17 protein-coding genes are annotated in these 21,940 nt (G+C 73.1%); 7 read left to right on the top strand and 10 right to left on the bottom strand.

The window, feature by feature from the left end; genetic code table 11:
- Positions 1–22: 22 nt before the first annotated feature.
- Positions 23–1,747 (bottom strand): LLM class flavin-dependent oxidoreductase, encoded by a 1,725-nt coding sequence (locus ABT299_RS14960; protein ID WP_500251102.1) that lies wholly within the window; start codon positions 1,745–1,747, stop codon positions 23–25.
- 137 nt (positions 1,748–1,884) lie between these two features.
- Between ABT299_RS14960 and ABT299_RS14955 the strand changes: the two genes are divergently transcribed.
- From ABT299_RS14955 to ABT299_RS14945, 3 genes are all read left to right on the top strand, one after another.
- Complete coding sequence (locus tag ABT299_RS14955) at positions 1,885–2,148, top strand: hypothetical protein (protein WP_500251101.1); 264 nt, start codon at positions 1,885–1,887, stop codon at positions 2,146–2,148.
- A gap of 116 nt (positions 2,149–2,264) precedes the next feature.
- The gene (locus ABT299_RS14950) at positions 2,265–3,335 is read left to right on the top strand and encodes a CaiB/BaiF CoA transferase family protein (protein ID WP_500251100.1); all 1,071 of its coding nucleotides are present in this window, start codon (positions 2,265–2,267) and stop codon (positions 3,333–3,335) included.
- 42 nt (positions 3,336–3,377) lie between these two features.
- Positions 3,378–6,392 carry a helix-turn-helix transcriptional regulator gene (locus tag ABT299_RS14945; protein WP_500251099.1) on the top strand — a complete coding sequence of 1,005 codons (3,015 nt, stop codon included), beginning with the start codon at positions 3,378–3,380 and terminating at the stop codon, positions 6,390–6,392.
- Between the two features lie 197 nt (positions 6,393–6,589).
- On the opposite strand, the gene ABT299_RS14940 is transcribed toward ABT299_RS14945, so the two are convergent.
- Positions 6,590–7,408, bottom strand: a complete 819-nt coding sequence (locus ABT299_RS14940) for a class I SAM-dependent methyltransferase (protein ID WP_241755908.1) — start codon at positions 7,406–7,408, stop codon at positions 6,590–6,592.
- Positions 7,409–7,675: 267 nt separating this feature from the next.
- Positions 7,676–9,643, bottom strand: coding sequence for an acyl-CoA dehydrogenase family protein (locus tag ABT299_RS14935; protein ID WP_500251098.1), 1,968 nt, complete (start codon positions 9,641–9,643; stop codon positions 7,676–7,678).
- Between the two features lie 218 nt (positions 9,644–9,861).
- Here ABT299_RS14935 and ABT299_RS14930 point away from each other — a divergent pair, with 218 nt between their 5' ends.
- Positions 9,862–10,626: an IclR family transcriptional regulator gene (locus ABT299_RS14930; RefSeq protein WP_190860329.1), complete on the top strand. Its 765-nt coding sequence runs from the start codon at positions 9,862–9,864 to the stop codon at positions 10,624–10,626.
- Positions 10,627–10,687: 61 nt separating this feature from the next.
- On the opposite strand, the gene ABT299_RS14925 is transcribed toward ABT299_RS14930, so the two are convergent.
- The 4 genes from ABT299_RS14925 to ABT299_RS14910 all read right to left on the bottom strand — a co-directional run bounded on the left by ABT299_RS14925 (position 10,688) and on the right by ABT299_RS14910 (position 15,448).
- A complete protein-coding gene (locus ABT299_RS14925; RefSeq protein ID WP_500251097.1) occupies positions 10,688–11,482 on the bottom strand; it encodes an enoyl-CoA hydratase-related protein in 795 nt (264 codons plus the stop codon).
- A 112-nt stretch (positions 11,483–11,594) separates the two neighbouring features.
- Positions 11,595–12,728, bottom strand: a complete 1,134-nt coding sequence (locus ABT299_RS14920) for an acetyl-CoA C-acetyltransferase (RefSeq protein WP_190860324.1) — start codon at positions 12,726–12,728, stop codon at positions 11,595–11,597.
- A gap of 163 nt (positions 12,729–12,891) precedes the next feature.
- Positions 12,892–14,931: an MFS transporter gene (locus tag ABT299_RS14915; RefSeq protein ID WP_387027532.1), complete on the bottom strand. Its 2,040-nt coding sequence runs from the start codon at positions 14,929–14,931 to the stop codon at positions 12,892–12,894.
- A 118-nt stretch (positions 14,932–15,049) separates the two neighbouring features.
- Entirely contained in the window at positions 15,050–15,448 is a 399-nt protein-coding gene (locus ABT299_RS14910) for a hypothetical protein (RefSeq protein ID WP_347256844.1), read from the bottom strand.
- 108 nt (positions 15,449–15,556) lie between these two features.
- Between ABT299_RS14910 and ABT299_RS14905 the strand changes: the two genes are divergently transcribed.
- Positions 15,557–15,721 carry a hypothetical protein gene (locus ABT299_RS14905; RefSeq protein WP_173096635.1) on the top strand — a complete coding sequence of 55 codons (165 nt, stop codon included), beginning with the start codon at positions 15,557–15,559 and terminating at the stop codon, positions 15,719–15,721.
- A 129-nt stretch (positions 15,722–15,850) separates the two neighbouring features.
- Positions 15,851–16,669: a class I SAM-dependent methyltransferase gene (locus ABT299_RS14900; protein ID WP_500251096.1), complete on the top strand. Its 819-nt coding sequence runs from the start codon at positions 15,851–15,853 to the stop codon at positions 16,667–16,669.
- Positions 16,670–16,859: 190 nt separating this feature from the next.
- On the opposite strand, the gene ABT299_RS14895 is transcribed toward ABT299_RS14900, so the two are convergent.
- The 3 genes from ABT299_RS14895 to ABT299_RS14885 all read right to left on the bottom strand — a co-directional run bounded on the left by ABT299_RS14895 (position 16,860) and on the right by ABT299_RS14885 (position 21,130).
- Positions 16,860–17,855, bottom strand: a complete 996-nt coding sequence (locus tag ABT299_RS14895) for a zinc-binding alcohol dehydrogenase family protein (protein WP_190860454.1) — start codon at positions 17,853–17,855, stop codon at positions 16,860–16,862.
- Complete coding sequence (locus ABT299_RS14890; RefSeq protein WP_190860315.1) at positions 17,855–20,194, bottom strand: SpoIIE family protein phosphatase; 2,340 nt, start codon at positions 20,192–20,194, stop codon at positions 17,855–17,857. The genes ABT299_RS14895 and ABT299_RS14890 overlap by 1 nt, the downstream gene beginning before the upstream one ends.
- A 234-nt stretch (positions 20,195–20,428) precedes the next feature.
- The gene (locus tag ABT299_RS14885; RefSeq protein WP_151542213.1) at positions 20,429–21,130 is read right to left on the bottom strand and encodes an iron-dependent transcriptional repressor DtxR; all 702 of its coding nucleotides are present in this window, start codon (positions 21,128–21,130) and stop codon (positions 20,429–20,431) included.
- 100 nt (positions 21,131–21,230) lie between these two features.
- On the opposite strand from ABT299_RS14885, the gene ABT299_RS14880 reads away from it, so the two are divergent.
- Positions 21,231–21,935, top strand: a complete 705-nt coding sequence (locus ABT299_RS14880) for a UdgX family uracil-DNA binding protein (RefSeq protein ID WP_500251095.1) — start codon at positions 21,231–21,233, stop codon at positions 21,933–21,935.
- Positions 21,936–21,940: the final 5 nt, after the last annotated feature.

The following is a 21,940-nucleotide window of genomic DNA, read 5'->3' as shown; positions in this document are numbered from 1 at the left end:
GGGGGACCACGGCCACCCCTTCTCAGTAGGGGGACGGGCCGCCGAACATCTCGCTGATCCGCGGCGCCAGCTCGTAGTTCCCCCGGATGGCGAGCCGGCCGTCCATGAGCAGCGACGCCGGGTTGGCGTCCCCGGCGAGAATGCGCAGGAAGTCGGCCGTGCGGGCGCTGAGCGCGATGTCGGGGTCCCCGGACCCGCCGGCGCGGGCCCTGGCCCGTTCACCGGACACGTGGACCGTCCAGGTGGTCGCGGGGCCGTGGCCGGGCGTCAGGCGGAACTCGATGTCGCCCGCGAACCCCGCGGCGGCGGACGGGTCATAGGCGCGGGCCATCCCGGTGAAGAACAGCCGCTGCGCGTTCGGCCCGAAGCGGCGCTCGATCTGCTCGTCCGTCCTGCCGTGCACCAGTTTGTAGAAGCCCTGCGCGGCCCGCCGCCGGGCCGCCGCGCGGATCTCCTGCCGCACGGGGCGGCGGGAGCGGGGCGAGCGCTGGGCGCGCGCGACCTCGGCGTCCTCGTCGATGCGGTATCCGGGCGGCGATGTCCGGGCGGGCTTCCGCCGTGCGAGGGCCGCCTCGATGGCGGGCGCGAGGCGCTCCGCCTTGGCCGCCTCCCGCTCCTCGCGGCCTTCGGTGAAGTGCGGCAGCACCGACGTGCCGAACAGTTCGAGGCTCTCGCAGATGTGCTCGTGCCGGTTCGGCCCGGCCTGCAACACGAACGAGATCTGGTCGACGCCGACCGACTCGTACCGCCGGATCAGATCGACGACCTGCTCCGGGGTCCCGACCGCGCCGCGCAGGGAGCCGACGTTCACGTTCAGCGACTCCGCGTTGGCGATGATCTGCTCGCGGTCGAACCCCTGGGACGCCCGGCGCTCCTGGAACTCGTCCCACACGCTGGTGCGCCCGGGGTCGTGCGGCGTCGCCCCGTAGTAGTGGGCCAGCGCGAACGCGAAGAAGTGCGCGCCGTCGATGCCCCGGTCGATCGCGGTGGCCTCGTCCTCGTGCAGCATCATCGGGAGCACCACCGACACGTTCGGGTTCACCGCGAACCCCGCCGGAACGCACTCCTCCGACTCCAGGATGCGGTAGTACTCGTCGACCCACTTTCCCGCGTCCTCGGGTTCGACGAACGAGAACGACAGCGCGCCTATCCCGTTGCGGGCCGCGAACTGGATGGTCTCCCGCCTCGAACAGGCCACCCACAGCGGCGGATGCGGCTTCTGCACGGTCTTCGGGATGACGTTCCGGGGCGGCATCCGCAGGTACGGCGACCGCCATCCGGCGAACGGCTCCTCGACGAACATCCGAGTGACGGCGTCGATCGCGTCCTGCCACTGCGCCCGCTTCTCGGTGCGCCGCACGCCGAACCCGCCGAGCTCCGCGCCGGAGCTGGACTCGCCCGTCCCGAAGTCCACCCGCCCGTTCGAGACCAGGTCGAGCGTCGCGATCCGCTCGGCGATCCGCGCGGGATGGTTCACGGCGGGCGGCAGCTGGACGATCCCGTGCCCGAGCCGTATCCGCTTCGTCCGCTGCGACGCCGCCGCGAGGAACACCTCGGGCGCCGACGAGTGGCTGTACTCCTCCAGGAAGTGGTGCTCGACCTCCCAGAGGTGGTCGAACCCGACCCGGTCGGCGATCTCGACCTGGTCCAGCGCGTCCTGGTAGAGCCGCAGCTCCTGCCCGTCCGCCCACGGCCGGGGCAGCTGGTGCTCGTAGAAGAGACCGAACCGCATCTCGACCACCCCCATGACCAGCGATGACACTCTGCGACCCGGCCCTACCCGGCCAGCATCACCCGAATTGGACACCCCGTCAACAGCCGCCTCCGGCGACAACTTGCCAGTAATTACTGGCATTTTCAGCCGGCGAGAGGGAGGATCGGCGCATGAGGAAGATCACTGCCGCCGCGGCGGCGCTCGCGCTGTCCGGAACGCTGGCCCTCGGCACCCTGCCGGCGGAGGCCGCGCCCAAGCCCAAGGCGCCGGCCGCGCAGCTGCCCGCACAGCTCCGGACCCAGGTGGAACTCGGCTTCGTCGGCTGGGACGACAAGGGCCCGTACGTCGTCTGGGGCAACATGTCGTGCCACATCCACCTGCTCGTCCCGGAGGAGTGGTCCTGGGCCTGGGGCAGCGGCCCCTGCTGGTTCTGACGCGCGGGCCGAGCACGCGGACCAAGCACTTGCTTGACTGAGCCGTCCGGAGATCGACACGATGGCGGGAGGCCGGGCGCCCGCCCGCCGGAGGGCCGAGGACGCGGAGAGAACCCATGGCGCCGCTGGACGGACTGCGCGTGCTGGACCTGACGATGTGGCGGCCGGGCCCGTACACCACGCAGCTGCTCGCCCAGCTCGGCGCCGACGTCATCAAGGTGGAGCCGCCGGGCGGCGAGCCCATGCGGATGTTCCAGGGGCACTTCGACCTGCTCAACCGGCGCAAGCGCAGCATCGTGCTGGACCTGAAGTCCGACGAGGGCCGGGAGCGGTGCCTGGAGCTCGCGGCGGACGCCGAGGTGTTCGTCGAGGGGTTCCGGCCCGGCGTCGCGGACCGGCTCGGGGTCGGCGACGCCGTGCTGCGCGCGCGCAACCCGCGGCTCGTGTACTGCTCGATCTCGGGTTACGGGGCGGACGGGCCGCTCGCGCAGGTGCCGGGGCATGACGTCAACTACCGCGCCTACGCGGCGACGCTGCCGCCGGACGCGGTGTCGCCGTCCCTGGAGGAGCTGCCGGTCGCCGACATGTCCGCCGCGACGATGGCCGCGTTCGCGATCACCGCCGCGTGCCTCAAGGCCCGCGCCACCGGCGAGGGCGACCGGATCGACCTGGGGATGGCCGACGTGCTGGCGCATTGGACGAGCACCGTCCCGGAGGCCCTCCGGCCGCAACCGGCCACGCCCCCGCCGCCCCGCCCGGCGCCGCACGTGACCGGGCCCGTCCCCGGGTACGGGGTCTACGCCACCAAGGACGGCCTGAAGATCACGCTCGGGGTCGTGTCGGAGGAGCGGCTGTGGGCGGCGACCTGCCGCGCGCTCGGCCTGGACGGGGCGGCGGACGTCCCGTTCGCCGAGCGGCTCGGCCGGGTCGCCGAGCTGGACGGCGAGGTGGCGGCCGCCATCGCCCGGCTCACCAGGGACGAGGCGATGGAGCGGCTGTCGGCCGCCGGGGCGCCGGTCGCGCCGCTGCTCACCGGCGCCGAGATGCTCGACCTCGATCATTTCCGGGCGCGCGGCGTGCTGGACGCGGGTCCGGTCCGCACCGCGGCGCACCCGCCGCTGCCCGGCGGGCGGGTCGCGGGGCTGGACGAGCACCGCGGCGAGGGCTGGCGCCATCTCACCGACTGATATTCAGGTGGGATTGTCGGATTCATTTGGCATTCTTGTGACGTGAGCGCGCGTGCGATGAGTCCCGTCCTGGTCGGCAGGGCAGCCGAGCTCGGCCTGCTGGAGGACGCGCTGGCGTCGGCTCCCGGCGCGGTGCTGGTCGGCGGTGAGGCGGGCCTGGGCAAGACCCGGCTGATCCGCGAGTTCGCGGCGTCCGTCGCCCGCGGCGGGCGGGCCCGCGTCCTCATCGGCGGCTGCCTGGAGCTCGGCTCCGACGGCCTGCCCTTCGCGCCGTTCACCACCGTGCTGCGCGGCCTGGTCCGCGACATCGGCATCGACGGCGTCGCGGCGCTCGTCCCGCGCGGCGACACCGGGAGCCTCGCCCGGCTGCTGCCGGAGTTCGGCGAGCCGGAGAGCGACGCCGCGTCCGGCGAGGAGCGGGCCCGGCTGTTCGAGGTGGTGCTGACCCTGCTGGAGCGGCTCGCCGAGCGCGAGCCGGTCGTCCTCGTCATCGAGGACGCGCACTGGGCGGACCGTTCCACCCGCGACCTGCTGGCGTTCCTGGTCCGCAACCTGAGCGTCGCGCCCGTCCTGATCGTGGTGACGTACCGGTCGGACGAGCTGCACCGCGCCCATCCGCTGCGGCCGCTGCTCGGCGGGCTGGAGCGGGTCGACCGGGTGAGCCGGCTGGAGATCACCCGGCTGGCCCGCTCGGACGTCGCGGCACTGGTCACCGAGGTGCTCGGGCACGCGCCGCCGCCGGGCCTGGTCGAGCGGATCGACGCGCGCAGCGAGGGGAACCCGCTGTTCATCGAGGCGCTGCTCGACGACGACGGGACCCTCGCCTGCGAGCTGCCCGAGTCGCTGCGGGACCTGCTGCTCGCGGGCGTCCAGCGGCTGCCCGAGGAGACCCAGGACGTGCTGAGGGACGCCAGCGGCGGCGGCACCCGGATCGAGCACGCGCTGCTGGCCGCCGTGTCGGGCCTGGACGACTCCGCGCTGACCCGGGTGCTGCGCCCGGCCGTCGCCGCGAACGTGCTGGTCGTGGACGGCGACGGGTACGCGTTCCGGCACGCGCTGATCCGCGAGGCCGTCCACGACGACCTGCTGCCCGGCGAGTACACGCGCCTGCACACCCGCTACGCCGAGGCCCTGGAGAACGACCCGGGGCTGGTGCCGTCCGGACGGCTCTGGGTGGAGCTCAGCCACCACTGGAAGGCCGCCAACGACGCCACGTGGGCGCTGGTCGCGTCGTGGCGGGCGGCGGCCGACGCGCGCAAGGCCCTCGCCTACGCCGAGTGCCTGACGATGCTGTCGCGGGTGCTGAACCTCTGGGACCGCGTGCCCGACGCGGCGGAGCGCATCGGCGCCGACCACATCAAGGTGATGGAGGACGCCGCTGCCGCCGCCGACCTGGCCGGCGAGTACGACCGGGGCCTGAAGTTCGCCACGGCCGCGCTGAAGGAGGTCGAGGCCGCCGGCGAGGACGCGATGGACACCGAGCGCTGGGCGGCGCTGCTGGAGTTGCGCGGCCACATGCGCTACGAGATGGCGCGCCCGGGTTTCGTCGACGACCTGCGGGCCGCGGTGAAGGCGCTGCCGGCCGATCCCCCGACGGTGCTCCGCGCGCGCGTCCTCTCGACGTTCGCGACCTACGTGCGGTTCTCCACCGACATCCCCGAGGCCCAGGCCGCGGCGGCGGAGTCGCTGGAGATCGCCCGCAAGCTCGCCGACCCGGTCGCCGAGACGCAGGCGCTCATCACGCTGTTCTGCGCCGACATCGACTACTCCGACTACAGCGCCACGACGGAGGCCACGCTCAACGAGATCGAGCGGATCGCCACCGTCGGCGGCAACCACCGGGCCCTGCTGCGCTACTACGTCATCAAGTCGCACTTCCTGGAGGGCGCGGGCCGGCACGAGGAGGCCGCGGCCGTCGCCGCGAAGGGCAAGGAGCTGGCCCTCGAGTACGGCGTGGCGCGGACGCAGGGCACGTTCCTGTGCATCAACCAGGCCGAGCCGCTGGTCTCCCTCGGGCGGTGGGACGAGGCCATCGCGGTGATGAACCACGCGATGGAGCAGGAACCCGCGGTGACGATCCGGACGTCGCTGCTGGTCCTGTCGGGCGCCGTGGCGCTCGCCCGCGGCGACCTGGACACCGCCCGCGAGCGCCTCGAGGGCTCCCGCGAGATCATGCGGCTGAAGATGAAGTGGCTGAAGACGCAGGACTACTTCAGCTCGCTCTGGCTGGAGGCGCGGCTGGCGCTGGCCGAGGGCCGCCCGCAGGACGTGCTCCCCGCGGTCGAGCGGGTGATCGAGGTGGCGGGCCTGCCGGACGACGCCCGCTACGCCCTGCCGGTGCTGATCGCGGGCGCCACGGCCTGCGCCGAGATCGGCGCGGCCGCCGCGCCGATGCTGCGCCGGATCGAGGAGCGCGCCGCCGGCCTGACGATCAGCGGCCCGCTGCAGCGCGCCAACAAGCTCCTCTTCGACGCCGAGGCGGCCCGCGCCCGGGGCGTCCTCGACCAGGCCGCCTGGGACGCGGCCGCCGCCGCGTGGGAGTCGCTCGGCAACCGGTACGCCCGCGCGCAGGCGCTCGTCCACGCCGCGGAGGCGGCGCTGGCGGACGGCGACCACGACGCGGCGGCCGGGCGGCTGCGGATCGCGGCCGACGCCGCCGCGGACCTCGGCGCCGAGCCGCTCGCGGAGCGGGTCGCCGAGCTGCTGCGCCGGACGCGGGCGCCGCGCCGCGGCGGCGCCGAGCCGTCCGCGCCGCTGGGCCTGACCCCGCGCGAGTACGAGGTGCTGCGCCTGGTCGCCGAGGGCCGCAGCAACCGCGACATCGCCGAGGCGCTGTTCATCTCGGTCAAGACGGCCAGCGTGCACGTGTCGAACATCCTCGGCAAGCTCGACGTGGCGAACCGGGGCGAGGCCGCCGCGACCGCGCACCGGCTCATGCTGTTCGCCGGCTCGGCGGGGCGCTCCGCCGGGCGGGCGGGCGCGGGCGGGCATGGTTCCGTGGCGGGAACCCCCCTCCCGGACCCCCGCCACCGAACCGTCGGACCACACGGGAACTGACGTGGCCGGCCTTCACGGCCGCGCGCCGCGGAAGCATGCGGTGCTCCTCCCCCCGGAGAGGCGGCCCGCGACCGTTCCGGCCACTGCCCAGTGTGCTCCGCCCATTGCGCCGTGCAACGGGCGACATACCGAAAACGGCGGGCACGAGTTCACATGGTGATGATCTCGTGCCCGCCGCGGGCGCGCCGCACCCCGCGCTAGCGCGGGACGCGGGCCACGCAGAAGACGGTCTGCCCGAACGGCGGCCGGACGAGCCGCTCGATGGTGCGGGTCACCGGCACCACGGTCCGGTCGTAGATCTTGACCAGCCGGGGGTCGGGGTAGCCGGCGCCGCCGCGGCGGACCGCGAACCACCAGGCGATCCCGCCGAGGAAGTTGATCGGCTTGAGCACCTCGGGGACGAGCCCGGCCTCGCGGACCGAGGCCTCCAGCGTCGCCGGGGTGTAGCGCGTGACGTGCCCGACCTTGCGGTCGAAGTCGCCGTACAGCTGCATGTAGCCGGGCACCCAGATGACGATCCGCCCGCCGGGCAGCGTGACGGACGCGAGGTCGCGCAGCGCCTGGACGTCGTCCTTGATGTGCTCCAGGACGTTCATCATCACGACCGTGTCGACCTTCTGCCGGATGTCGATCTCGGCCGGCAGTTCGAGGTCGATGACCTCGACGTCGTCGTTGTCCGCGTAGCGCTTGCGCAGCTCGCCGACGCAGTACGGGTCGTTGTCGCTGACGGCGAGGTAGTCGAGGCGGCCGGCGAACTGCTCGGAGAAGTGCCCGAGCCCGGAGCCGATCTCCAGCAGCGAGCGTCCGACGTGGGGAGCGACGGTCTCGTACTCGTACTTGCGGTAGTTGCGGGCCTCGTCACCGCCCAGGTGGTTCTCCAGCGCCCCGTCGCCGGCGGCGGGCTGGATGACCTCTCCGTCCCCCGCGGTGGGCGCCGCGGGCGCGGGTTTCGGGCCGCTTCCGAGTAGATTGAGTAGGGTTCCTGCGATGGACTTCTTCTGACCAGGTTGCTGCATACTTCCCGCTCGCTGGGTGCGTTGGCGTTCTGCTTGTTTTCGCCGGATCGACGGACCGGATCCCTCGGGATGGTCTGATCTCTGGCGCAAGGTCGGGACAGTCTACCCATCCGTACGCAACCGCAATGCCCGGCGTTCGGGAATCGGTGCACAGGACCGGCGACCGGTCTGTCCCGGTGTGACCGGTCCCACCGACCGGCGACCGGGACACGCCACCGTAGCGCACCGCAGTCCGCCGGTCACGCACCGCAGGTCAGAGCGGCGTTCTCAGCCGATCGTGCGGTGGACGCTCTCCCTTTCGCTCGGACCTGGTTCGGCGGGCGCGATCCACGGTCCGGGAATGGAGGGGTCCAATACGCCTTCCTCGACCCAGGCGAAATCGCCGGCGAGGACGGCGCGCGCGAGTTTCACGTCCATCTCGTCGGTGTTGCGCCACAGCCCGTCGAAGAGTTCGTCGACGCGGACGCGCGCCTGCCGGCAGAACGCGTCGGCCAGCAGCACCGCGGACGCACCGGGGACATTGGCCTCGCTCGCACCGTCAACAATGGATCCGGAAAGCGGACCAAGGCCCGAGGAATCGGCATTGGCGCGGACGCAGACGGCGCTCATCGCGAACAATTCCGCGCCGATGTCCACCATCCGGCCGAGGAAGCCCTGCTTGTACTCCAGCCGCCCCTGCCAGCGGCCCGCCGCGTAGAAGATGGACCGGGCCAGCTTCCGGGAGGCGCGCTCCACGTACCGCAGATGCTTGGCGAGCGCGCCGAACTCGGCGTACGCGTTCGGCCGCTGCCCCGCGCCCGTCACGAGGGTCGGCAGCCAGCGCGCATAGAAGCCGCCCGCCTTCGCCGCCGCGCGCGCCTTTTTCCCGGCGGACGCGTCGGGGTCGATGATGTCGCCCGCGACGGACAGGTGCGCGTCCACCGCCTCGCGCGCGATCAGCAGATGCATGATCTCGGTGGAGCCCTCGAAGATCCGGTTGATCCGCAGGTCGCGGAGCAGCTGCTCGGCGGGCACGCCCCGCTCGCCGCGCGCGGCGAGCGACTCGGCCGTCTCGAAACCGCGGCCGCCGCGCAGCTGGACCAGCTCGTCGGCGATCCGGCAGGCCATCTCCGACGACCACAGCTTCGCCAGCGCCGCCTCGATCCGGATGTCGTTGCGCTCGTCGTCGGCGAGCTGGCCGGACAGGTCGAGGACGGTCTCCAGCGCGTAGGCGGTCGCGGCGATGAACGCGATCTTGCGGGCCACGGCCTCGTGCTCGCCGACCGGCCGCCCCCACTGCACCCGCTCCTTCGACCACTCACGGGCGATCTTCGCGGCCCACTTGCCGCTCGCCGCGCAGATCGCGGGCAGCGAGAGCCGCCCGGTGTTCAGCGTGGTCAGCGCGATCTTCAGGCCCGCGCCCTCCGCGCCGATCAGGTTGGCCTTCGGGACGCGCACGTCGTGGAAGCGCGTCACGCCGTTCTCGATGCCCCGCAGCCCCATGAACGCGTTGCGGTTCTCCACGGTGATGCCGGGCGCGGCCATGTCCACGATGAACGCGGAGATGCCGCCCCGGTGCCCGTCGGACTTCGGCACGCGCGCCATGACGACGACCAGGTCCGCGACGACGCCGTTGGTCGTCCACAGCTTGACACCGTTGAGGACGTAGTCGTCGCCGTCGGGGACGGCGGTGGCGCGCAGCCGCGCCGGGTCCGAGCCGACGTCGGGCTCGGTGAGCAGGAACGCGCTGATCTGCTTCGCGCACCGCGGCAGCCAGTGCTCCTTCTGCTCCTCCGTGCCGAACATCTTCACCGGCTGCGGGACGCCGATGGACTGGTGCGCCGACAGCAGCGCGCCGAGCGCGGGGCTCACCGACCCGACGACCATCAGGGCCCGGCCGTAGTAGAGCTGGCTGAGCCCGAGGCCGCCGTAGTGCTCGGGGATCTTCATGCCGAGCGCGCCCATCTCCCGCAGGCCGTTGACCACGTCGTCGGGGATGCGGGACTCGCGCTCGATCAGCGCGGGGTCGATCCGGGTGGCGCAGAACTCGGTGAGCCGCGCGAGGAACGCCTCGCCGCGCCGCCGCGACGCCACGTCCGGGCGGGGATGCGGGTGGACGAGATCGAGCCGGAAGTCGCCGAGGAAGAGCTGTTTCCCGAAGCTCGGCAGCCGCCACTCGCTCTCGCGGGCCTCCTCGGCGACCCGCCGCGCGGTCCGCTCGTCGACGGGGGTCTGGCTGCGACTCGGCTGGCTCATGCCGGCTCCTCGGAAGCGTTTCCCCTGCTCCCGCCCGCCCTTCGGGCGGCAGCCCTGGGGGGTCTGGGGGATCCGCCCCCAGAGGTTGCACTGTCCCGAAATTACTCCCCGGCCGTCCCGCCGTGTACTCCCGCGCCGTCCAGGCGTGTCGCGCGCAAGGGGGCCGAGTACCGCCAAAGCCCTTGACCTCGCCAGGCGGGAGGGGTTCGCTGTGCGTGATGGATGAGACACGCAGGCCCACTCTCATCGCCTCGGTGCAGCGGGCGCTGCACCTCATGGAGGTGGTGGCGTCGCATCCGAGCGGCGCGCCCGCGAAGCAGCTGGCCCGCGAGGCCGGGCTGCCCCTCGCCACCGCCTACCACCTGCTGCGCACCCTCGCCCACGAGGGCTACGCCATGCGGCTCCCGGACGGCGTCTGGGTGCTCGGCGACCGCGTCCAGTCGCTGCACGGCCGGAGCCGGACGCAGCAGCTGCTCGCCCGGGTCCGCCCGACGCTGATCGCGCTCCGCGACGAGCTGGGCGTCGCGTGCTACTTCGGCATGCACGTGGACGACGAGATCCGCCTCATCGACATCGCCGACGGCCCGCGCGCGCCCCGCGTCGACGTCTGGGTCGGCTTCGACGAGTCCGCGCACGCCACCGCGCTCGGCAAGTGCATGCTGAGCCAGCTCGACGACGAGCGGCTCCGCGACTATCTCTCCCGGCATCCCCTCGTCGACCTGACCCCGAACACCATCACCGAGCGGACCCGGCTGCTCAGCACGCTGACCTCGCCCTGCGGGCTCTCCCTCGACCGCGACGAGTACGCCCTCGGCACCGGCTGCGCGGCGGTCCCGGTCACGGACGCGACCGGCACCGCGATCGGCGCGCTCGCCATCTCCTGCCGCACGGGCAGGCTCCCCCGGATCGAGAAGTCCGCCGACCGCATGCACGCCCGCGCCGCCGAGCTCCAGCGCACCCTCACCCTCACCGCGACCGGCTGACCGCGCCCCGCCGAGCCATCGACCCACGAGCCACCCGAGCAACGAGCCGGTCGCGCGGCGGTCAGCGGCCCTGGAAGTCGGGGGCGCGGTTCTCCAGGAACGCCGTGATGCCCTCCTTGGCGTCCTCGGTGGCGGCCAGGCCGACGAGCTCGGACAGCAGGTGCTCCACCTGGTCCTCCAGCGGACGGCCCTCGATCGCGAAGAACGCGTCGCGGCCGCGGCGCAGGCCGAGCGGGCTCTTGGCCGCGATGGTGCGGGCCAGCTCGTCCACCCGCGCGTCCAGCTCGGCGCGCGGCACCACCTCGGTGACCAGGCCGATGTCGCGGCCCTCGGCCGCGGTGACGCGCTGCCCGGTGTAGTAGAGCTTGAACGCGTGCTTCGGCGCGACGTTCCGGTTGATGATCGCCATGATCATCATGGGCCACAGGCCCACGTTGACCTCGGGGGTGCCGAGCTTGACGTCGTCGGCCGCCACCACCAGGTCGCACGCCGCGGCGAGGCCGAGCCCGCCGGCGACCGCGTGCCCGGCGAGCCGCGCGATGATCGGCTTGCCGAGCTTCGGGAACGCGGTGAACAGCCGGAACGGGGCGCTCTCCCGGATCGCCGCGGCGTCCGCGACGGACCGTCCGTCCGCCTGCGCCCGGCCGAGCCCGCCGAGGTCGGCGCCCGCGCAGAAGGCCCGGTCGCCCGCCCCGGTCAGCACGATGACCCGCACGCCGTCGTCGGCCTTCGCCCGCTCGAACGCGTCGAGCAGCTCGTCGATCATGGTGTCGCTGAGCGCGTTGCGGGCGTCGGGCCGGTTCAGCGTGATCCGCGCGACCCGCTCCGCGATCTCGTAGACGATCGTCTCGTACATGCTCCACTCCCCGCCGCTCCACCGGAAGGCCATCATCCCGCCCCGCGAACACTCGTGGCCCACCCCCTGAACCGAGGATGGGCCACGCAGAAGCGGCCGGGATCGCGGGAAGCTACAGCCGCTCGATGATGGTGGCGTTGGCCTGGCCGCCGCCCTCGCACATCGTCTGGAGGCCGTAGCGGCCGCCGGTGCGCTCCAGCTCGTGCAGCAGCTTGGTCATCAGGATGCCGCCGGTCGCGCCCAGGGGGTGGCCGGTGGCGATGGCGCCGCCGTTGGGGTTGGTCTTCTCCAGCGAGGCGCCGGTGTCGTGCGCCCACGCCATCGGGACCGGGGCGAACGCCTCGTTCACCTCGAAGACGTCGATGTCGTCGATCTTGAGGCCGGCCTTGGACAGCGCCTTCTCGGTCGCCGGGATCGGGCCGGTCAGCATGTAGACCGGGTCCGAGCCGGTGACGGCGAGGGTGTGGATGCGGGCGCGCGGGGTCAGGTTGTGCTGCTTGACGGCCTCCTCGGAGGCGATCAGCAGCGCCGACGCGCCGATGGAGATCTGCGAGGACACCGCGGCGGTGATGACGCCGCCCTCGCGGAGGGTCTTCAGGCCCGCCATCTTCTCCAGGGTGGTGTCGGGGCGGGCGCCCTCGTCCTTGGACAGCCCGGCGAGCGGGGCGATCTCGCGGTCGAAGTAGCCGGCCTCGATGGCCTTGGCGGCGCGCTTGTGGCTCTCCAGCGCGAACTTCTCCAGGTCCTCGCGGGTGAAGCCCCACTTCTCGGCCATCAGCTCGGCGCCGCGGAACTGGGAGATCTCCTGCTGGCCGTAGCGCTCGCCCCAACCCTCGCCGTACGGGAAGTCGAGGCCCTGGACGATGGTGGCGCCCATCGGCACCTTGGCCATGTGCTCCACGCCGGACGCGACGACGAGGTCCTGGGTGCCGGACAGGACGCCCTGCGCGGCGAAGTGGATCGCCTGCTGGGAGGAGCCGCACTGGCGGTCGATGGTGACGCCGGGCACGCTCTCCGGCAGCCCGGCCGACAGCCAGGCGGTGCGCGCGATGTCCAGCGCCTGCGGGCCGGCCTGCATGACGCAGCCCATGATCACGTCTTCGACCGCGGAGGGGTCGACGCCGGTCCGGTTCACGAGCTCCTTGAGCACGTGCGCCCCGAGGTCGGCGGGGTGCACGTCCTTGAGGGCGCCCTTCTTGGTACCGACGGGGGTACGGACCGCGCCGACGATGTACGCCTCGGCCACTACGCCTCCAAAATTCTGGGGTTCCGTCCCGAAACCGAGTGAGATTCGGTCGTCAGTATGAGATTACATCCCTTGTAGCGCAACGCCATGTGAGCTGAGTCTCGGCGCAGCGATGCTCACCGTACGACGAAAGGGTTCCCGAGGGGTCCGTGACGCGGGCGCGTCAGGACGCGGTCCCGGCGGGCCGGCCGGGCTTCAGGACGGTCCCGTCGGCGTCCTCCCCCAGCGAGACGCGGGCGAGCTTGGTCAGCACGTCCGACAGCTCCGGATGCTCCTCGGGCGACCAGCCCTCGACGTGCTTCTCGAGGCCCTCGCGGCGCGCGGCGAACAGCCGCTCCGCGGTCGCCCCTCCGGACGGCGTGATGGCGAGGACGTCGCCGGCGCGCCGGACGTACCCCGCGTCCACGAGCCGGTCGACGTACGGGCGGCCCTGCTCGATGGGGACGCCGGCGCGGTCCGCGAGGTCCATGCCGGCGACCGTCTCGTCCTTGGCGATGCGGCACAGCGCCCAGATGCTGCCGGCGGGCATGTCGACGCCGCAGAGGCGGGCGAGCCGGTTGTAGACCTCGGCGGCCTTCGCGTCCCGCCGCATGAGCTCGCTGAGCGCCCGCTCGATCTCGTGCCGGGACGAGCGGACGGTCGGCGCCGCGCCGAACCCCTCGCCGTAGTCGCGGGTCTGGGAGGTGGCGCGGAGCGGCACCTCGCGCAGGAACCAGGTGAGGACGAACGCGACCCCCGCGACGGGCACGGCCCACAGGAACACGGTGTCGATGGACTGCGCATAGGCGTGCAGCACGCCCTGCTTCACCGAACCGGGGAACCGGTCCAGCAGCTTCGGGTTGCCCTGCACGGCGGACGGGTTGAAGCCGGGCGGCAGCATCCCCCGCCTGGCGAGGCTCTCCACATGCGAGGCCAGTTCGTTGCTGAAGACCGAGCCGAACACCGCGACACCGAACGACCCGCCGATCTGCCGGAAGAACGTGACCCCGGACGTCGCGGAGCCGAGGTCCTGGTAGGAGACGGCGTTCTGCACCGCGATGACGAGGACCTGCATCACCAGGCCCAGGCCGAACCCGAGGAGCGCGAACCGCAGGCTCATCGACAGCGTCGAGGAGTTCTCGTCCAGCCGCGACAGCAGGAACAGGGCGATCGCGATGAGCGGCGTGCCGATCACCGGGTAGATCTTGTACCGGCCGGTCCTGCTGATCAGCTGCCCGGAGCCGATCGAGGCGACCAGCATGCCGATCATCATCGGCAGCAGGTGCACGCCGGACAGGGTGGGCGAGACGCCGTGCACGACCTGCAGGAAGATCGGCAGGAAGGTCAGCGCGCCGAACATCGCGAAGCCGACCGCGAAGCTGATCGCCGACGACAGCGAGAACACCGCGTGCCGCAGCAGGTGCGGCGGCATGATCGGCTCGGCGGCGCGCCGCTCGACCAGCAGCCACACCGCGATCAGCGCCACCGACACGACCGCGAGCACGATGATCGGCGCGGACAGCCAGTCGTAGCGGGTGCCGCCCCAGGTCGTCATCAGCACCAGCCCCACGGACCAGCCGACGATCAGCAGCGAGCCGAGGTAGTCGATGCGGTGCCGCTCGCGCTCCCCCGAGGCGTGCAGGACGGCGGCGATGACCAGCAGCGCGACGATGCCGATCGGGATGTTGATGTAGAACACCCAGCGCCAGGACAGGTTGTCGACGAACCAGCCGCCGAGCAGCGGCCCGCACACGCTGGCGATGCCGAAGACGGCGCCGAACATCCCCTGGTAGCGGCCCCGGTCCCGGGGCGGCACGACGTCCCCGACGATCGCGACGACCAGCACCATCAGCCCGCCGCCGCCGAGGCCCTGCAGCGCCCGGAAGAAGATCAGCTCCGTCATGTCCTGCGCGATGCCGCACAGCGCCGACCCGACCAGGAAGAGGACGATCGACCCCTGGAACAGCCGCTTGCGGCCGTACTGGTCGCCGAGCTTGCCCCACAGCGGCGTCGAGGCGGTGGACGCCAGCAGGTACGCGGTGACGACCCAGGACAGGTGGTTGAGGCCGCCGAGGTCGCTGACGATGGTGGGCAGCGCGGTGGAGACGATCGTCTGGTCCAGCGCCGCCAGCAGCATGGCCAGCATCAGCGCGCCGAGGATGACGTACAGGTCCCTGCCCTTGGGCATGGCCTCCTCGCCGCGCGCCACCGTGTCAGCGGTCATACCGCCTTCCCCCCTCGCCGACCGACGGGGGAGGTCTACCCACAGAGATCACCCCAAATCGGAACCCGGGGGCGCCGGGTCGGGGCCCCGGCGCGGCGGCCGGGGCCCTGGGGGGACGTCAGCGCACGATGTCGCGGGCGACCTTGGCGGCGCCCAGGGCGGCCGAGCCGCCCGCGATGGCGGTGGCCCCGGCGGTCACCCACAGCGGGAGGCCGCGGCGGGTGCGCAGCCCGCTGACCGTGTCGAGCGCGTCGACGAGCAGCCCCGCGCGGGCCCACAGCCGCCGCCCGGGCCCGTCGCTCAGCAGGTAGCCGGCGCCGAGGGCGATCTCGCGGGCGGCGAACATCCGGGCGACGTAGTCGCGTCCCGGGTCGGTGCCGCCGGCCGACGTCATCACCTTCACGGTCAGCTTCGGCGCGGCGAACGCCGCGAGGCCCAGGGCGACCCGCGCCCGCGCCACGTTGGTCATCAGGTCGTCCAGCCGGTCCCGGCCGTCTACTTCCTTCGCATCTGCCACATGCGCGAGGTTATCGGGCGGCTCGCCGGGCTCCTACTCCGAGGTAACCCTTGCCTTACGCGTCTATCGTTCTAGGAGGCGGCACTCCCCCCCGGATTGAAGGTGACCATGGACGAGGGCCTTCTCAGCCTCGCGGTCGTCGCGCTCCTCGCCGCGTTCTGCGTGCGCTGGGTCGCGGTGAAGCTGCGCATGCCGATGCCCACCCGAGCCGCGGTGATCATCGTGTTCGTGCTGGTCGTCGGGGCGCTGTACGGCGAGCACCTGAGAGGCTGACGCGGCGGGGCGGTGAATTTCCCACCCGGGATCCGAACTTCCCGCCCCGACCGGGAGTCATAACTGGCGAAACCGGCTTCACGCTGTCCCCGTGCCCGAGGAGCCGGTCCGAGCCGAGGGAGACCACCCGTGCCGCATCCGGCGACCGCGGTCCAGGAGACCACCGGCGGCATCGCCCCGCACCTGAGGCGCCTGCTGGAGTTCGTCGAACCCGACCGCGACGACGTCTGCCTGGACGTGGCGCGCGGCCGCGGGCCGATGCCCGCCGCGCTGCGCCCCCGGGTCCGGCACGTGACGGCGGTGGACGCGACGCCCGCGCCGGAGGAACCGGGCAGGAGCGGCCGGATGGCCACGGTCGAGTTCGGGACGGGCCCGGTGCGCATCACCGGCTCGCCGGACGACGGGGACCGGCCGCCCGCCATGGCCACCCGCGAGGACCCGCGCCCCCGGCCCGCCGCCCCGGCGGTCGAGGCCGACGCCACCGCGCTGCCCTACCACGACAACACGTTCTCGCTGGTCACAGCCCGGTTCTCGCTGTACACGCTGGGCGAGCCGGAGCGGGTGCTGCGCGAGCTGCTGCGCGTCTGCCGGCCCGGCGGGCGGCTGATCATCGCCGACCTCGTCCGCGGCAACCTGGCCGGCCCCGAGCGCGACCGGATCGAGCGGCTCCGCGACCCCGACCACCCGGGCACCCCGTCCATCGCCCGGCTCACCGAGATGATCACTTCCGCGGGCGCGTCGATCCGCCGGCTCGACGTGTTCACGGTCGAGCGGCCCGTGGAGCCGTGGCTCGCGGGCGCGCGGGACGAGGCGTCCGCCGACCGGATCCGCGAGGCGCTCACCGACGAGGTCGACGGCGGCCCCCGCACCGGCGCGAAGCCCCGCGTGATCGGCGGCGAGCTCTGGTTCACCCAGTCCTGGGCCCACGTCGCCGCAGAGCCGATTTGATCGCCCTCGGCGGTCGGGCGTTGGACGCCCTCCCTTCAACGGGCGTTCGTGCGATCGCTGCATCGCTCCGACTCGCCCTGGGGGCTCGCTGCGCGATCGGATTCTCGCAAGCTCGAATCCGGCTTCGCTCGCGATCGCGACGGTGAGGGTCGTTGCGTGGCCGGGGAGGCGGCTGAGGTCGTCGTGACGGTCAGGGGACGAGGACGGCGGCTCCGGTGAAGCGGTCGGCGGCGAGGTCGGCGAGGGCGCGGTCCGCGGCGTCCAGCGGGTAGGGGTGCGTGGTGACGGCGACGTCGAGGCGGGCCGCGAGGCGCAGGAACTCCTCGCCGTCCGCGCGGGTGTTGGCGGTCACCGACCGGACCTGCCGCTCCTGGAACAGGTGCCGCTGGTAGTTCAGGGGCGGGACGTCGCTCAGGTGGATGCCGGCGACGGCGAGCGTGCCGCCGCGGTCCAGGCGTTCGAGCGCGGCGGGGACGAGCTCGCCGGCCGGCGCGAAGACGATCGCGGAGTCGAGCGGTTCCGGCGAGGCGTCGAAGGAGTCGCCGGCCCAGGACGCGCCGAGGTCGCGGGCCAGCTCGCGGGCGGCGGGGCTGCGGGTGAACACGTGCACGTCGGCGCCCTCGGCGAGCGCGATCTGCGCGGCGAGGTGCGCGGAGCCGCCGAACCCCCAGATCCCGAGCCGCCCGCCCGGCGGCAGGTCGGCGCGGCGCAGGGCGCGGTAGCCGATGATGCCCGCGCACAGCAGCGGCGCCGCGCGCACGTCGTCGAGCTCGGGCGGCAGCGCGTAGGTGTAGGCGTCGACGGCGAGGGCGTACTCGGCGTAGCCGCCGTGGGCGTCCCAGCCGGTGTAGACCGAGTACGGGCACAGGTTCTCGGCGCCCCGGCGGCAGAACCGGCACGCGCCGCAGGTGCCGCGCAGCCACGCGACGCCGACCCGGTCGCCGGCGGCGTGCAGCGCGCCCGCGCCCGCCTCGGCGACCTCCCCGACGATCTCGTGGCCGGGCGTCACGCCGGGCAGGTGGACGGGCAGGTCGCCCTCCGCGACGTGCAGGTCCGTCCGGCAGACGCCGCAGGCCAGGACGCGCACCAGCAGCTCCCCCGGCCCCGGCGACGGGACGTCCCGGTCGGCGCGGCGCAGCGGCCCCGAGGCGATCGGAGCCGGCGCGTCCACCGCCCAGGCCCGCATCACGGGGTCAGCGGCAGCTCGAACCAGACGGCCTTGCCGTCGTTGGTCGGCCGGGCGCCCCACCGGGTCGCGAGCTGGTCGACGAGGTAGAGGCCGCGGCCGCCCTCGTCGGTCTCGCCCGCGCTGCGGATGCGCGGCAGCCGCATGTCGGAGTCGAACACCTCGACCCAGATCGCGTCGCCGCCGCGCCGCAGCCGGAGCCGGAACTCCTTGGTGGGCGGCTCGCGGCGGCCGAGGTCGGCGCCGAGGGTCCAGTCGTCCTCGTCGAACCCGCCCGGGTCCATGGCGGGGTCGAGGCCGCCCTCGAACGCGCCGCCGACCTGCGCGGTGTTGAACTGGACGGGCGGCGGCGCGCTCAGCGGCTCGCCGCCGCGGCCGGGCGGCCCGGCGGGCACCGGGACGACCAGCTCGCGGCGCGGCTGCGGGGTCGAGGTGGCGTGCAGCACGACGTTCGTGACGACCTCGGAGACCAGCAGGCAGGCCAGCTCGGCCTGCTCGTCGAGCATGCCCCAGGACGCGAACGCGTCGGCGGCCATCCGGCGCGCCTCCGACACCATGATCGGCTCGGCGGGGAACGTGCGCTCCTCGACGGCCAGCTCGTCGGCTGCGGTGCGGATCACCACGATCGCCACGTCGTCGTCGATGTCGCCGGGGACGGCGTCGTAGGCGGCGTTCGCGATGGCCTCGACGCCGCCGCGCGCGACCCGCTGGACGGCGTCGCGGACCATCTCGCGGGACTCCTCCCGCGTGTAGTACTCGCCGTCGTCCTTGGGCCGCCGGTCGATGAGGCCGTCGGTGTACAGCACGAGCGTCGAGCCGGGCTGCAGCTCGCACTGCTCCTCGTTGAAGAGGATCTCGCCGCCCATGCCGGGGGCGCGGACGCCGAGCATGGCGCCCTCGCTCTCGAAGTCCAGCTCGCCGACGTCGCCGTCCACGATGAGCAGCGGCGGGTCGTGGCCGGCGTTGGCGAACTCCAGCACCCGCGACCACGCGTCGTACACGAAGTAGGTGCACGACACCAGCGGCGGGCGGACGAGGTCGTCGCTGTTCCAGCCGGACCGCATCCGCTCCGGGCGGGTCATCGTCCGGACCCACTCGTCGAGCTTGCGCAGGATGTCGGCCGGGGGCTTGTCGTCCTGGGCGAAGGCGCGCAGCGCGGCGCGCAGCTGGCCCATCACCGCCGCGGCGCGGGCGCCGCGTCCCTCGACGTCGCCGATGACGAGCCCGACGCGTCCGGCCGACAGCGGGATCACGTCGTACCAGTCGCCGCCGACCTGGGTCTGGATGCCGTGCCCGTGCGCCTCCAGCGGGCGGGCCGGCTCGTACCGCCAGGCGATCTGCAGGCCGTCCAGCGGGGGCGGGCGGTCGCCGGGCAGCAGGTGCTTCTGGAAGGCGAGCGCGGTCTCGCGCTCCTCCTCGAACAGCAGCGCGTTGTCGACGGCGAGCGCGACGCGGCTGGCGATGGCGCCGAGCAGGTCGCGGTCGAAGCCGTCGTAGTGCGGGTCGGGCCGCTTGGACAGGTTGGACAGCGCCAGGCTCATCACGCCGAGCAGCTCGCCGCGCACCAGCAGCGGCGCGGAGATCACCGAGGTGATGCCCATCGACTCGCCGAGCCGCTGGGACGACTCGGTCGGCGCGGCGAAGCGGTGCTGGACCATGTCCTCGACGAGGACGGCGTCGCGGCGCGCCATCGCCTTGGCGCTGAAGTGGCCGGGCGGGTACGAGACGGGCTCGCCGACCTCGGCCCAGGTGCCGGGCGGCGGCTCCCAGTTGCCGGCGTGCCGGGACACCCGCCGGTAGAGCCGGTCGCCGCTGTAGAGGTCGATGAAGCAGTGGTCGGCGAACTGCGGGACGAGGGTGTCGGCGACGCGCCGCAGCGTCGACTCCAGTTCGAGGGACCCGGCGAGCCGCTCGCCGATCCGCTCCAGCAGCCCGTACCGCTCCTGGTCGCGCTGGTTCGAGCGCAGCGCCTCCCGCGCGAAGATCACGACGCCGTCGACCGCGCCGGACGGGTGCCGCAGGGGGACGGCGTGCGCGCGCGTGTAGACGGTGGTGCCGTCGGCGCGCAGGTTGCAGAAGGTGCCCTCCCAGACGCCGCCCTTCAGGACGTGCCGGGCGAGCTCGGTGGCCTGCTCGTGGTCCTCCTCGGCGATGCCGAGCGACAGGATGGAGTGCCCGATGATCTCGTCGCCGCCGAACCCGAAGAGCTGGCGCGCGAACGCGTTGCCGTAGATGACGTTGCTGAAGCGGTCGCAGACGATGACCGCCATCTCCATCTGGTTGAGGACGGTCTCGGGCGGCAGATGCGCCTCGAAGGGCGCTTCCCCCCAACGCTTCATCTCCCCATCCCGATCACAGTCGCGGTCCCGCCGGTGGCCGCGTCGCGTCCGCGCGGCCGGGCCGCACCGCCCGCGGCGATGATCACCGGGCGTCGCGGCGCGGTCCTCGTTCGTGTTCTCCTCGTCGTATTGAACGACGAACCCGCCACCGGGATACGCCCGAACGGCGCGATGGTATGGAGATCTTCGGTATAGACCGTCGCGGCGGGGGCGGGGGGCGGCACGCCGACCGTGTCAGCGCCTGCTGACGAAGACGTGCTCGGCGATGTCGCGCGGCAACTCCGTCGCAGCACCGTCGGCCTCGTCGTCACAGGTCACCCGCACCCCGTCATCGGTCGCCCGGAGAGTCACCTCTCGTCCCGGTTGTATCCCTATTTGCTTGAGTCTAAGCATCAGGTCGCTGTCCATCTGCACCTGCTCGCTGATCCGCCGGACGACGGCGGCGGCGCCCGACGCGCTCGCGACCGCGGTCATCACCGACAGCGGCGCCGCGGCGGCGTCGTCGCCGTGGCCGCCCAGCTCGTCCAGGCCGGGGATCGGGTTGCCGTGCGGGCAGGTGGTCGGGTTGTCCAGCAGCGCGACCAGCCGCCGCTCGACCTCCTCCGACATCACGTGCTCCCACCGGCACGCCTCGATGTGGACGTCCTCCCAGGGCAGTCCGATGACGTTGACCAGGAGGCATTCGGCGAGCCGGTGCTTGCGCATCACGCGGGTGGCCAGGCCGCGGCCGCTGTCGGTCAGCTCGAGGTGCCGATCGCCCTCGACCCGCAGCAGCCCGTCGCGTTCCATCCGCGCGACCGTCTGGCTCACCGTCGGGCCGCTCTGGGAGAGCCGCTCGGCGATGCGCGCGCGAAGGGGGATGATCCCCTCCTCTTCGAGCTCGAACACCGTCCGGAGATACATCTCCGTGGTATCGATCAGGCCGTGTGAGGTCACAGCTCCCTCCAGTCTTATGGCCTTGAAGTCTACTTGCTCGGGCCCACCGTCGCCGGATCGCGCGAATATCCCGGAGACGGCGGGTACGGGGAAACGCGAGATGAACGCGGAAACTTCCCACGACGCCGAGCCGTTCCTGCCGGACTCCCCCGCCGGGCGCTCCGATCTGGGCGCGCTGCGCCGCGCCGCGGCCGGGTGCCGGGGCTGCGGGCTCTACGAGAACGCCACCCAGACGGTGTTCGGCGAGGGCTCGTCCGGCGGACGGGTCGTCCTCATCGGCGAGCAGCCGGGCGACCAGGAGGACCGCCAGGGCCACCCGTTCGTCGGCCCCGCCGGACGCGTCCTGGACCGCGCGCTGGAGGAGGCGGGGATCGAGCGCGGCGACGTCTACGTCACCAACGCCGTCAAGCACTTCAAGTTCAAGCGGCAGTCGGGCGGCAAGCGGCGCATCCACGAGACGCCGAACGCGGGCGAGATGCGCGCGTGCCGGCCGTGGCTGCTGGCCGAGCTGCGGACCCTGGACCCGGACGTGGTCGTCGTGCTCGGCGCGACCGCCGGCAAGGCGCTGCTGGGCTCGTCGTTCCGGGTGACGAAGCTGCGCGGGCGGCTGCTCGCCCTCCCCGACCTGGAGACGATCGGCACCCCGGCCGCCGGGCGGGAGATCGACGAGACCCCTCCGGGCGACGCGGACGCGCAGGTCGTCGCGACGATCCACCCGTCCGCCGTCCTGCGCGCCGAGGACCGCGACGCCATGTACGCCGGTCTGGTCGACGACCTCAAGGTCGCCGCTCAGGCCCTCCGCTGACCCGC

Origin of the sequence: Spirillospora sp. NPDC000708, from assembly GCF_040299565.1 — a bacterium.
In the GTDB taxonomy this organism is placed as follows: Bacteria; Actinomycetota; Actinomycetes; order Streptosporangiales; family Streptosporangiaceae; genus Spirillospora.
Note: the sequence above shows the minus strand (reverse complement) of the source record. Positions and strands in the feature narration are given on the sequence as shown.

What these genes read in the sequence shown, in the direction of transcription:
- ABT299_RS14905 (WP_173096635.1), top strand. Translation starts at nt 15,557, where the DNA reads ATGGACGAGGGCCTTCTCAGCCTCGCGGTCGTCGCGCTCCTCGCCGCG.
- ABT299_RS14890 (WP_190860315.1), bottom strand. Translation starts at nt 20,194, where the DNA reads ATGAAGCGTTGGGGGGAAGCGCCCTTCGAGGCGCATCTGCCGCCCGAG.
- ABT299_RS14940 (WP_241755908.1), bottom strand. Translation starts at nt 7,408, where the DNA reads ATGCAGCAACCTGGTCAGAAGAAGTCCATCGCAGGAACCCTACTCAAT.
- ABT299_RS14950 (WP_500251100.1), top strand. Translation starts at nt 2,265, where the DNA reads ATGGCGCCGCTGGACGGACTGCGCGTGCTGGACCTGACGATGTGGCGG.
- ABT299_RS14935 (WP_500251098.1), bottom strand. Translation starts at nt 9,643, where the DNA reads ATGAGCCAGCCGAGTCGCAGCCAGACCCCCGTCGACGAGCGGACCGCG.
- ABT299_RS14880 (WP_500251095.1), top strand. Translation starts at nt 21,231, where the DNA reads ATGAACGCGGAAACTTCCCACGACGCCGAGCCGTTCCTGCCGGACTCC.
- ABT299_RS14895 (WP_190860454.1), bottom strand. Translation starts at nt 17,855, where the DNA reads ATGCGGGCCTGGGCGGTGGACGCGCCGGCTCCGATCGCCTCGGGGCCG.
- ABT299_RS14930 (WP_190860329.1), top strand. Translation starts at nt 9,862, where the DNA reads ATGGATGAGACACGCAGGCCCACTCTCATCGCCTCGGTGCAGCGGGCG.
- ABT299_RS14925 (WP_500251097.1), bottom strand. Translation starts at nt 11,482, where the DNA reads ATGTACGAGACGATCGTCTACGAGATCGCGGAGCGGGTCGCGCGGATC.
- ABT299_RS14955 (WP_500251101.1), top strand. Translation starts at nt 1,885, where the DNA reads ATGAGGAAGATCACTGCCGCCGCGGCGGCGCTCGCGCTGTCCGGAACG.
- ABT299_RS14915 (WP_387027532.1), bottom strand. Translation starts at nt 14,931, where the DNA reads ATGACCGCTGACACGGTGGCGCGCGGCGAGGAGGCCATGCCCAAGGGC.
- ABT299_RS14960 (WP_500251102.1), bottom strand. Translation starts at nt 1,747, where the DNA reads ATGGGGGTGGTCGAGATGCGGTTCGGTCTCTTCTACGAGCACCAGCTG.